Genomic DNA, 12,634 nt, shown 5'->3' on the forward strand with positions numbered 1-12,634 from the left:
AAATGGAGCAAGTGAAATTAGGAATTATTGGTTTAGGCGCAGAAGGCGGTATGTACGCTAAATTCATTTCAGAAGGCAAAGTAAAGAACATGGTAATCGGTGCAATTTGTGATAATGACCCGGCTAAAAAACAAGTAGCACAAGAAAATTATCCTGATGTACCTTTTTATGATAATTATATCGATATGCTTGAAAGCGGTGACGTTAATGCAGTCGTTACAACTGTTCCGCATTACCTCCATCCTGAAATGGGGATTGAAGCACTAAAACGAAACATCCATGCATTAGTGGAAAAACCGGCTGGTGTATATACAAAACAAGTGAAAGAGCTAAACGACTTTGCAGCGACAAAGCCTGAAGTTAAGTTTGCAATCTTCTTTAACCAGCGTACAAACCCGCTTTATAAAAAAGTAAAAGAACTTATTGATAATGGTGAGATTGGAAGCATTCGCCGTACCAATTGGATTATCACTACTTGGTGGAGACCGCAGGGTTACTACGATCAAAGTGAATGGAGAGCAACATGGGGCGGAGAAGGCGGCGGTGTTCTTGTAAACCAAGCACCACACCAAATTGACTTGCTTCAGTGGATTTGCGGTATGCCTAAAAAGGTTTATTCAAAAGCAAACTTTGGCTATCAAAGAGATATTGTTGTTGAAGACGATGTAACTGCCGTTTTTGATTATGGAAATGGTGCTACTGGTGTATTTGTAACTTGTACGCATGATGTAGTGGGGACAGACCGTTTAGAAATCTTAGGCGATAAAGGAAAAATCGTGGTAGATGATAGTAAAAAAATCACTATCAAGCGCCTAAATAAGCCTGAAAATGAAATGAGCGCAACCATGAGTATGCAAGATGTTATGAGTATTTTCATGGGCGGCGGTCAAGGTGATATTTTCACTGAGGAAGTCCTTGAATTTGAAAGCGTTTGGGGCGGTCAGCACATTGCTGTATTAGAAGACTTTGCTTCAGCAATCGTTGAAGGTACACCATTATTAGCACCAGGCAGCGACGGTATTAATGGTGTGAGACTTGCAAATGCGATGCATCTGTCAAGCTGGTTAGGCAAGGAAGTGGAATTACCATTTGATGAAGATTTATTCTTAGAAGAACTAAATAAACGGATTGCAGAAGAAGGTAAATATCCGGTTAGAAAGTAATCACCTTAAACGAACTCAATGCTAATGCAGCTTTGAGTTCGTTTCAAAAAAGGGGAGAAGCATATGCTTAAAGCAGCAGTAATAGGACTTGGAGATATTTCTAAAATTCATATACCAGCTATACAAGCAAATCTAGACGCTGAGCTAGTCGCAGTTTGTGACATAAATGAATCCTTAAAAGATACCTTACCTGGCGTAAACTTTTATACAGATTATCACGAGATGCTAGAAAAGGAAGCGCTTGATTGTGTCCATAACTGTCTGCCTCATTATCTGCACTACCCTGTAACAAAAGCTTGTGTAGAAAAAGGTGTTCATGTTTTTCAAGAGAAGCCGTTGGGCTTGAACATGGAAGAGGGACAGGCGCTGGTAAAACTTGAGAACGAACATAGTGATATTAAAATTGGTGTGTGTTTACAAAACCGATACAATGAAACGTTTGAGACACTTCTAGAGATTGTTAAGAGCGGTGAATACGGCAAGGTTACAGGGGTAAAAGGTCTGGTAGCTTGGTTTAGACCGAAGGCGTATTATGATGCCAAACCATGGCGCGGCAAAATGGAATTGGCCGGCGGCGGTGTGATGATTAACCAAGCATTGCATACCATCGATTTAATGCAGCTTATTGGCGGTGAAATCGACTCCATTAAAGGATCTATAAATCAATTATTGGACTATGGAATTGAAGTGGAAGATACGGCATCGGCCCATATCCATTTTAAACATGGAGCGAAGGGCTTATTCTTTGCTACTAATGCAAATACAGAAAATTCAAGCGTGGAGCTTGAGGTATTGTTAGAAAAGGGAAAATTCAACATCAAAGATAGCATCTTGGTGAGAGTAACAGAAGAAGGTAAAAAGGAAGAATTGGTGGAAGACGCCAAACTGCCAGGTTCAAAATTCTATTACGGGGCAAGCCATTTCAAAACCATTAACCAATTCTATCAATGTATTCTCCAAAATTCTCATGATTATGTTCATGCGAAGGATGCATTCGTTTCTATTGCAATGATTGATGCTATACGTAAATCTTCAGAGATAAAACAAGCAGTTAAAATGGAGGGATAATCAATGAAAAAGGGTAAAATCGGCGTTCAAATGATGATGCTAAAAGGCAAAGTGGAAGAGCTAGGTGCCTATGAAACAATGAGAAAAGTAAGTGAGCTTGGCTATCATGCAGTTGAAGTTTCTCAAATTCCTATGACTCCAGAGAACGTAGCGGAGATAAAAAGGGCAAGTCAAGATTTTGATATTAAGATTGCGGCTCTTTCTGCTGCGGTAGAGCCAATGCTTCCTGGAATGCCTGGTGAGACATTGACAAGTGACTTTGAAAAAATCGTAAACGACTGCAAGACCCTGGATTGTAACTTCTTACGTATAGGTATGCTGCCATTAACAGCTATCGGTCATAAAGATAAAATCATGGAATTTATTAGTAAAGCAGAAGAAATGGCCCACCGATTGGCTGAACACGGAATTGAATTGTATTACCACACACACCACATAGAATTCCAAAAATATGATGGTGAGTATTTGTTGGATATTATTAAGAATAACACCACTAAGCTTGGGTTTGAATTAGATGTTCACTGGATTCAAAGAGCGGGCGTAAATCCTGTGGAATTTGTTAAAGAATATACAGGCCGTATCTCACTCCTGCACTTGAAGGATTATCGTATTGGACAAATTGATACAAGTCAAATTGACTTCAAGGATATGGGGAAATTCTTTGACCTATTCACCAATACAATTGAATTTGCAGAACTTGGCGAAGGAAACCTCAATATTAAAGGTATTATGGAAGCAGGCCTTGAGAGCGGGGCACAGTATTTCTTGGTAGAACAAGATGATACCTATGGCCGTGACCCATTTGATTGCTTGGAGATTTCTGCTAATCACTTAAGAAAACTAGGTTATTCTGACTGGTTTTAAAAATATTAGCAAATAAAACAAGAGGCTGTTAATAAGTGGCAGCCTCTTTTTGTGTGCGTAAAGTGAAATATAAATTAGATTTATGTTTCATTACTCATTTCTTCTTGTTTTCTTGTTATTCTTTTAAAGGCTAGACTTGCTGAAGAGAGAATCACAAGACCTAATAGGCTTACACTGAAAAAGAATCCTAATCCCGATATAGCGGCAACTGCAAAGTATATGGCGGCAGTTCCAAAAATCATAAATAGACTTGGAATCGGACTGTAGATGGTAATGAGAAGTGCATTTTTGATATGTGTTCTTAATGGCTGATCAAATTCAACATAAGAAGCCAACGTATAGCAAATGAGGAGAAAATAAATACAACTCATGATAATACTGGAATATAAAAGAAAAGCAGCTGTTTCATTAGATGTAGATTGTAAAAAGGTGATATTTACATACAAGATAAAGCCGAACGCAACGAATATTAACCCTAATTTATTACTGTTATGGAACTCCTTTTTATAATATTGCCAAAAAGTTTGGAATACTGGTGGATGATTTTTTAAAAGATACTGTCTTAATGTAGCTAACATCGCTATAGTCGCTGGAAAAAAACCAAATATCACGAATCCGCTTAAAGTAAAGAGGATCCATAATAAATTTAAATAAGCTAGTCTTGCTATCCAATTACAAACCACATAAATACCATTTGAAAATGAACCTAATTGCATGCTGCTCCCTCCTTTTCTATAAATATATCATGCACAGAAAGACTAGTTTTCCTTTTTCGATAGGAAGTAAAAATTTTCCCTGAAAAGTAAAAATAAAGCATGAACTAAATAGAGTATCTAGAGATTTTACATCTGAAATTGGAGAGGTGATAAAACTAGTAAAAATATTCTCAATAATGTAAAAATTCCGCATTGTTGAAAGCGTTATCAAAAACTATACTTAACCTACAATAAAGATAACTAAATCTTCTACAAAGAAAAAGAGGTGAAAATCGTGGGCAGCGAAGTAAAGGCCGAAACAAAAGTTGCACCAATAACTAAAAATAAGGTAAACAAGCAGGCAAAAAGAAGAAAAAGTGCCGCTTTTAGCGGGTGGAAGGAGAATTTATCGGGTTACGTATTTATTGCACCGATGTTTATTGGGACCTCAATCTTGGTAGTATTTCCAATTCTCGCTTCTGTTGTGTTAAGTTTTACCGATTGGAATTTTGTATCAGGTTATGAAAATGCTAAATTTGTAGGATTTGAAAACTTCTCGAAATTACTCTCCAATCCACTATTCATTAAAGGCTTAATCAATAATATTATCTTAATTTTAGCGGTGCCAATTACATTAATTTTATCTCTTGGTTTAGCTGTAATCATTAACAAACATGTTTATTTGAAAGATCTGTTCAAGGTAATCTATTTTATGCCGTTTATTTCGAGCGTTGTAGCCGTTGCAGTGGTTTTTCAAGTGCTATTTCATCCAACGAAAGGTCCTATTAACCATTTACTGATGTCGCTTGGGATTGAGAATCCGCCTGGTTGGATCGCAGACGTTACCTTTGCCTTGCCCTCTGTAATGTTAATTATGATTTGGACAGGAATTGGGTTTAATTTAATCATTTACTTGGCCGGTTTGCAGAACATACCGAAAGAACTATACGAAGCAGCACAAATGGATGGGGCTAGTGCTTGGGCTCAATTTACTAAGATTACAATCCCCTTGGTGTCACCTACAACCTTCTTATTGTTTGTTACAGGTGTAATTTCTAGTTTTAAAGTATTTGATTTAATCATTGTTTTAACGAATGGGGGACCAGCGAATTCGACCATAACACCAGTTGTTTATTTGTATCAACAAGCATTTATTGAATTAAAAACAGGCTATGCCTCCGCTATTTCTATAGTCATGTTCTTGATTATTTTGATCATTACTTATATTCAATTTCTTGGTCAGAAAAAATGGGTGAATTATTAAAAAGAAAGGAGCAGTTTAGATGGTACAAAGATTAGATATAAGAAAATTGATTATGACCATCATTATGGTTTTCATTGGAATAGCTTTTCTAATGCCATTCTTTTGGATGATATCTGCTTCTTTGAAAGTGGAAGAGGATGTATTAACTTTTCCGATTCAATGGATTCCTAAGCATTGGAATGCGGTTGAAAATTATAAAGAAGTATGGACGGGGTCATTGCCGTTCCTGCTATTATACTGGAATTCAATCAAGGTAACAGTTTTAACAACATTAGTTTCATGTACATTCTCATGCTTAGCGGCATATGGGTTTGCCAAAATTAATTTTAAAGGAAGAGATTTCATCTTTTTAATCGTTTTGGCAACCTTCATGATTCCACCGCAAACATTGTTAGTAACACAATTTCTGTTATATAGATGGCTTGGTCTTTATGATACACACACTGGTCTTATTCTATTAAATAGTTTTAGTGTATTTGGAACTTTTATGCTGCGCCAATTCTATCTCGGAATTAGTAATGAAATCATAGAATCAGCGCGAATGGATGGTGCGGGGCATTTTAGAATTTTTAGATCCATTGCCTTACCATTGGTAAGACCTGCGATCGCAACTTATGCTATATTACGTTTTATTTGGACTTGGAATGACTTCCAAAATCCATTAATTTTCCTAAGAACAAAAGAATTATACACCATTCAACTAGGTGTAAACAGTTTTTCAGATCAACATGGCAGCGTTTACTCATTAATGATGGCTGCATCTGTTTCCGCCATTTTGCCATTACTGATTATTTTCATTATCGGACAGAAAAACGTTATTGAAGGTATACAGCTCGGCGGAGTGAAAGGTTAAAGTGGTATATGCTGCCTCTATTGATTTAGAGAGAGTTGCTATACAAACTAAATATAAAGGGGGAATATATGGTGATTAAACGGTGGGGTTCGCTGTTACTGGTTGGAATTCTTGCAATGTTTATGTTAGTTGCATGTTCTGGTAACGATAAGGCTGCAACAGATGAAGGTAAATCCGATTCATCTAAAAAAGAAGTAACGTTAAAATTTGTTCACTGGATTAATGAGGATGTTGGAAAATGGAAAGGTGTCATTGCAAAATATGAAGCAGAGCATCCAGGAGTAAAAGTTGAATCCATCCCGCTTGTAGAAAATATGAGCTCTGTGGATTATTTCAAACAGTTAGATTTGATGGCCTCTGCGGGCGATGATATGGATTTGATTATGTTTAACAATTCTCAAGATTTAGCAAAACGAATTGACGCAGGACTTGTTGAACCAATCACTAAATTTACTAAAGCAGAAGGCATTGATGTTACTAAAGAATACAATTATAGCTATCCAGCTTTTAAAGGCGAGTATTATGGCTTACCAATGAAAAATGTCACGATGCTCGTTATGATGAATAAGACACATCTTGATAAAGCCGGCTTAAAGGTTCCGACTGATTGGACATGGGATGATTATGCCGAATATGCTAAAAAGCTGACAACGGATGGTCATTATGGTTCATATTTGCACACATGGCATAACTTCCATTCTGTTTTAAAATTAATGAGTAAAGCAGAAGATAATATGATCTTGCACGAGGATGGCACATCGAACGCAGCTGATCCGATGTTGCGCGCATCACTGGAACTGCGAAATCAGTTAGAAAATGTCGATAAATCATCTGTTCCATTTGAAGAAATTTTATCGCAAAAAATGGACTACCGTCAGCAATTCTTTAGTCAATCCGCATCAATGGTTCCTTCCGGAAGTTTTATGATTACAGAATGGGGTCAATTTACACCAGAATTTAAAATTGCTTGGGCACCATGGCCAAAAGATAAGGCAAGTGATAAACCTGTAGCACAGATGGGCGGGGATTTAATTTCAATCGCCAAAAGCTCAAAACACAAGCAAGAGGCATATGAATTTATGCGTTGGTTGACAACTGAAGGGATTGTGGAACAAGGAATCTGGACACCGTCATGGAAGAAAGCAGATATGGACAAAGCGTTAGAAACAGTGGTAAATGGAGCCAAAAAACCTGATGCCATTGATATGGAATCATTGAAGCATGCACTTACCTCTGTTAAGGCAAGTAAAGTCATTGCTCCACCTCCATATATTACGGAAGCCTATAATGAATTTGGTGCTGAGGTGGAATTATATCTCCTTGGAGAGCAGAATCTTGATAAAACCATGAAAAACATCAAGGAAAAAGTACAAGCCGTAGTAGATGCTAATAAATAATTAGAATATTCATGCTATAATAGAGAGAAAACAGACACGTTTTCTCTCTATTTTTATTGTTTGAACTATTGGAAGCGGTGATCATCAGTGAAGTTATTTTGGAAAAAAATAAAGCAAATGTCGCTTCGAACGAGATTAATTATTTCCGTCATTCTCTGCATTTTTTTTCCGTGGGTTAGTACCTACATCGTTTCAAATTATTTTACGAAAGACGTTTTAGAACAACGTGCAGCGAAACAATCAGAAGATGATTTACGAATGCTTGAATTAGGAATAAAGAATATGTTTGACGATATGATCTATACATCTAACTATATTCAATTTGATTCAAACATGAATCAGTTACTAAAATCACATAAGTTAATTGATGCAGATTCACCCAGCGTAAAACAAGAAATAGCTCTTAATTATATAAGAATATCAAATGAATTGTCTGGAATTACTGATTTATTAATGCCTATGTATATTACCATTTTGTTTAAAAATGACTTATATTACACCAATTATTCACGAATCGATTTTAATCCTTTACAATTCAAAGAAAAACCATGGTTTGAAAAATTGGACCACTTAAGTTTTTACCAAACCTATTGGCTGGGGGCACATCCAACCTACATTAAATCTGATAGAGAAACTTACCCGTATCTTATTACGATTGGAAGAAGGATTCAAAGTTCTGATTCCTTAAATTCATATATCATTATTAGTTTAAAAGAAAATGAGATTAAAAAGCTTTTTAGTCAGTTTCAAAGTGAAAAGAGGGCAAAATTTTATTTGACCAATAAGACAGGAGAAATTTATTCAAGTTTGGATAAAGATGAGGTAGGAATGAAATTACCCTACGATGTGATGAACGATCATTATCAAATTGTTGACTATGATGAAGAGAAGCATTTAATGGTTTCTTATCCAGTATCCTATTCAAATTGGAGATTGGTCAGCCTTGTCCCATATAAAGACACAATTGGTTCAATCAATATGGTAACTAGAACGACCATTTTGATTCAAGGTGGTTTTTTAGTTTTATTTTTAATTGGATTAATTTTGCTTGTGCGTGAATTTACGAAACCAATCACAAGATTACATCATGTGACAAAAGCAATCAAACAGGGTGACCTATCAGCCAGGATCCATCTTCCTGGAAATAATGACGTCGCTCAATTAGGCCACAGCTTTAATCATATGCTTGATACCATCGAGGATATGATTGAACAGATTAAAAGACAGGAAGAAGCGAAACGAAATGCTGAATTAGAAATGCTTCAAGCACAAATTAACCCGCATTTTTTATTTAATATCCTAAATGCGATTCGCTTAAAGATAAAAATGGGGGGAGATACAGGCAGTGCTTCACTTATTTATTCTTTATCCGCACTCCTTAGGATGACGATCAATCGAAATAACGCTTTTATAACGTTAGAAGAAGAGGTGAGGATTGTAAAGCATTACGTAGATTTGATGAATTTTCGTCATCAACATGATGTAGAGTTAGTGATAGATGTGAACGAAGCAGCCGCTAGTTTCCTAGTACCTAGATTTTTCTTACAGCCAGTAATCGAAAACGCTGTCATTCATGGGCATAATAATAGGAAGGAAACAATTAAAATATTTGCAAAGGAAGAAAATAAGACTTATTTGGAAATAATCATTACAGACAATGGTAAAGGTATGGACAAGCTTACATTAGAACGATTGAAGGAGAAAGTTTTTCAACCCAATCGTAATGACCATAGTAAAAGTAATCATTCTTTTAACGGTATAGGAGTGCAGAACGTCTACCAAAGGATGAATTTGATTTATGGAGAATCCTTTCATATGCAGATATATAGTATTGAAGGGGAAGGTACAACTTTAACGTTTCAAATTCCAGTGCATAAGGAGTGTGTAGAATGTATGGAGTAGTTTTAGTTGATGATGATGTTATAGTTATTGAATTTTTGAAGAAAATGATTCCATGGCAGGACTATGGTTTTGAAGTAGTGGCGCATTTTCAAGATAGTAGTTTGGCTTATGTCTATATGCAAGAAAATTCCTATGATGTATTGATTACCGATATTGGGATGCCTAAATTAACCGGAATTGAGTTAATAGAGCATCTAAAAAAATCAAACAGTAACTCATATCATGTGATCCTATCTTGTCACGATGAGTTTCGCTTTGCACAACAAGCCTTAAAATTAGAAGTCTATGATTATATTTTAAAAGAAACAATGGAAGAGATGAATATCATTGCTTTACTAGAAAGATTAAAGAAAAAATTGGATCAAGAACGTTATACAAGCAATCAGCACTTAAAGGTTACCACATTTTTAGAAAGAAATAATATCAAATCTAAGTTTATAGCTAATCTTATGAAAGAACAGAATTTGGGAGAGACGGATTGGTGGGAAGAGCACGAGCAACTTTTGGGAATGGACTTTACACACGAGCACTATGCACCAATCCTTTGCTTTATTGATCAATATCAAAAAGTGATTAATCATTTTGAAAATGAAAGTTTGCTTCAATTTAATGTAAACAACGTAGTAGAAGAAGTATTTACAAAAGCTCAAAAGGTACAGACTTTCTATCTAAAAGGGGTATTTCTAATTCTTATTCCTTTGAACAAAAACAAAATGATGGATATAAATCAGTTTATCGAACTCATGATAAAAGAAATGCATAGAAAAATCGGTGCCATTTTAAACATTAGTATTACTTCTGTCATCGGGGAACAAAATGTGAAGTACCAGCCATTATTCGAAAATATCCGTCTTTTACTTAAAAATAAAGAACAACGTTTTTATTATCAACATGGTAGTATTCAATATTTTCGGCCAATTTCCTATACAAGCGAATCTATATTTCATGATTATGTACAGATCTCGCAGAAACTAAAAGAGTTGATCTTAAAAGATAAAAAAGATCAAATAGTAGAGAGTTTGTACCATCAATTAAATAATATAAAAGAGAAGAAATATTCTCCGGCAGTCATAAAAGATTGGGCAAATAAATTAATATTTGATATTAAATTATGCATAAGCGCTTTAAAACATTTTGAAACCCAATCAAATACCTCGACAGACCATTTTATTCAGGATGTCGAAACATTTGAACATTTAGAATGTGTATTAGAAGAACTCTGTGGTCAGTTCCTTGAACAAGTAAAGTCCATTAATTTGACAACAAGAAATAAAGATGTTTTAAAAGCACAAAAATATGTACAAACCCACCTTAGTGAAAAAATTTCTCTAAAAGAAGTAGCTGACCATTTACATTTAAATGCTAGTTATTTCAGTAGAATGTTCAAGAAGGAAATGGGAGAAGGTTTTATTGAATATGTGACAAGAGTGAAAATGGAAAAAGCAATAGAATTACTGGATCATTCTGTAAAGTCAGTAGAACAGATTGCATTTGAGTTAGGCTTTGAAAGTAAAAGTTATTTTTTAAAAACATTTAAAAAGAATTATGGCTTTTCTCCAAAGTCCTATAAGTATAAGGATTAAGAATTTATATAAGTGCAGGTTTTTTTGCATAAAAAAACCAATCCACTATTTTTATTTTTGTGGATTGGAGATTACTGGTTCTGATGAATCGAATGGGACGTATTCGCCGTGTTTTTCGATCAACTCAACAACTGTTTTAATTAACTTTTTCATGTTTTATTTCTCCTCTTGATTTGATATTCTTATTATCAGGGATGTGAGGGATTTTTACAAAGCGGTTGAAAACGGCAACAATCATGCTGAAAACGAAAACAATCTTGCTGAAAGCGTTCGTCATCTGCCTTTTTCTCAGTTTTTCGTCGTTTTTCTTGATTTTTCTTTGATTTTGCCAAGAAGGATTTGTAATCAGATCGATACGCAATTCATTGACGTAAAATAATCATAATGATATGATAATAATGAATTTGTTAGTTTGGTAAACAAATTAATTTTTTATTTACACATCCCTTGTTTGGAAGAATTTGAAAGGGATTACATGATAACAGATCTTAAAATGGCCGTACATGTAAATTTTTCATAAGGAAACACTAAAGATATAGAGAAGGAGTGAAGAATTGTGGGTGTTATTCAAGACTTACTAAAAGATATACCAGTGCCGAAGATGGCAAAAGTGAAAGTGAATTTTAGCGACGAGAAAATTGATAATCTTGAACATGCGTTAATGGAAAAATTACAGCAAGAACATATAAGAAAAACAGTTAAGCCTGGAATGGAAATTGCCTTGGCAGTTGGCAGCAGGGGACTTGACCGGCTTGTTGAACTAACGGAAGTGACGGTGCGATTCTTAAAGGAACTTGGTGCGAAGCCATTTATTGTTCCAAGCATGGGAAGCCATGGCGGTGCAACTGCTGAAGGACAGCGTGAAGTGTTAGCGCATCTTGGCGTCACAGAAGAAAGTGTTGGCTGTGAAATCCGCTCCTCGATGGAAGTGGTTAAAATTGACGAACTGACAAATGGCTTGCCAATTTATATTGATAAATATGCTTCAGAAGCTGATGGTATTGTCGTTATCAACCGGGTGAAACCACATACTGCTTTTAGGGGCCCTGTTGAAAGCGGCATTATGAAAATGATTAGCATTGGTTTAGGTAAGCAAAGAGGCGCAGAGGCCTGCCACCAATTAGGCTTTAAGTATATGGCGGAAAATGTTCCGGCAATGGCCAAGGTTATCATGGCGAAAAAGCCTGTTCTTTTTGGTGTGGCATCCGTTGAAAATGCTTTTGATAAAGTGGCAGCAGTGGACGTTCTTACGCCTGCAGAAATTATCGAAAAGGAAGCCGACCTGCAGAAAAAAGCAAAAGAGCTATTGCCTAAGCTTTTCTTTGATCAATTGGATGTTCTTGTAATTGATGAAATTGGTAAAAATATCAGCGGTGATGGAATGGACCCGAATATTACCGGCCGCTATCCTACTCCGTACGCCTCTGGTGGACCTGATGTTAATAAAATGGTCGTGCTATCTGTTACTCCTGAATCCGAAGGAAATGCCAATGGGGTAGGTACTGCTGATTTTACAACTCAGCGCCTAGTGGACGATATGGACTTAGAAGGAACATATGCCAACGGCTTAACTTCAACGGTTGTGTCGCCTACAAAAATAGCCACCACACTGCCGAATGATAAACAGGCGATTCAGGCTGCCGTTAAAACGTGTAATATTTTAGATTTTACCAAAGTGAAAATGGTGCGCATTAAAAATACACTGAAGATCAGTGAAATAGAAGTTTCTGAAGCTTTGCTCGATTATATAGCCAATCATCCAAATATGGAGCAAGTTTCAGATTTATATGAAATTAACTTTGATGAAAATGGAAATTTATTTTAGAAAAATTGGGGGAGAACATT

Annotated in this window: 10 protein-coding genes; 9 read left to right on the forward strand and 1 reads right to left on the reverse strand. The window is 35.8% G+C overall.

What is annotated here, in order from left to right:
• Nucleotides 1-2: 2 nt before the first annotated feature.
• From ACNQGS_RS06010 to ACNQGS_RS06020, 3 genes are all read left to right on the forward strand, one after another.
• Nucleotides 3-1,163: a Gfo/Idh/MocA family protein gene (locus ACNQGS_RS06010; RefSeq protein ID WP_491486542.1), complete on the forward strand. Its 1,161-nt coding sequence runs from the start codon at nucleotides 3-5 to the stop codon at nucleotides 1,161-1,163.
• Nucleotides 1,164-1,226: 63 nt separating this feature from the next.
• Complete coding sequence (locus ACNQGS_RS06015) at nucleotides 1,227-2,231, forward strand: Gfo/Idh/MocA family protein (RefSeq protein WP_491486543.1); 1,005 nt, start codon at nucleotides 1,227-1,229, stop codon at nucleotides 2,229-2,231.
• Between the two features lie 3 nt (nucleotides 2,232-2,234).
• A complete protein-coding gene (locus tag ACNQGS_RS06020) occupies nucleotides 2,235-3,095 on the forward strand; it encodes a sugar phosphate isomerase/epimerase family protein (RefSeq protein ID WP_491486544.1) in 861 nt (286 codons plus the stop codon).
• Between the two features lie 80 nt (nucleotides 3,096-3,175).
• Here ACNQGS_RS06020 and ACNQGS_RS06025 read toward each other — a convergent pair whose 3' ends face one another.
• The gene (locus ACNQGS_RS06025) at nucleotides 3,176-3,811 is read right to left on the reverse strand and encodes a YesL family protein (RefSeq protein ID WP_491486545.1); all 636 of its coding nucleotides are present in this window, start codon (nucleotides 3,809-3,811) and stop codon (nucleotides 3,176-3,178) included.
• Nucleotides 3,812-4,085: 274 nt separating this feature from the next.
• On the opposite strand from ACNQGS_RS06025, the gene ACNQGS_RS06030 reads away from it, so the two are divergent.
• From ACNQGS_RS06030 to ACNQGS_RS06055, 6 genes are all read left to right on the forward strand, one after another.
• Nucleotides 4,086-5,054 carry a carbohydrate ABC transporter permease gene (locus tag ACNQGS_RS06030; RefSeq protein WP_491486546.1) on the forward strand — a complete coding sequence of 323 codons (969 nt, stop codon included), beginning with the start codon at nucleotides 4,086-4,088 and terminating at the stop codon, nucleotides 5,052-5,054.
• A 19-nt stretch (nucleotides 5,055-5,073) separates the two neighbouring features.
• Nucleotides 5,074-5,907: a carbohydrate ABC transporter permease gene (locus ACNQGS_RS06035; RefSeq protein ID WP_423801386.1), complete on the forward strand. Its 834-nt coding sequence runs from the start codon at nucleotides 5,074-5,076 to the stop codon at nucleotides 5,905-5,907.
• A gap of 71 nt (nucleotides 5,908-5,978) precedes the next feature.
• Entirely contained in the window at nucleotides 5,979-7,304 is a 1,326-nt protein-coding gene (locus tag ACNQGS_RS06040; protein ID WP_491486547.1) for an ABC transporter substrate-binding protein, read from the forward strand.
• Between the two features lie 87 nt (nucleotides 7,305-7,391).
• Nucleotides 7,392-9,206: a sensor histidine kinase gene (locus ACNQGS_RS06045; RefSeq protein ID WP_491486548.1), complete on the forward strand. Its 1,815-nt coding sequence runs from the start codon at nucleotides 7,392-7,394 to the stop codon at nucleotides 9,204-9,206.
• Nucleotides 9,194-10,789, forward strand: coding sequence for a response regulator transcription factor (locus ACNQGS_RS06050; RefSeq protein ID WP_491486549.1), 1,596 nt, complete (start codon nucleotides 9,194-9,196; stop codon nucleotides 10,787-10,789). The genes ACNQGS_RS06045 and ACNQGS_RS06050 overlap by 13 nt, the downstream gene beginning before the upstream one ends.
• Before the next feature lie 556 nt (nucleotides 10,790-11,345).
• Nucleotides 11,346-12,614, forward strand: a complete 1,269-nt coding sequence (locus ACNQGS_RS06055; protein WP_491486550.1) for a nickel pincer cofactor-dependent isomerase, group 22 — start codon at nucleotides 11,346-11,348, stop codon at nucleotides 12,612-12,614.
• Nucleotides 12,615-12,634: the final 20 nt, after the last annotated feature.

The organism is Neobacillus sp. PVCKKU3 (assembly GCF_058323225.1).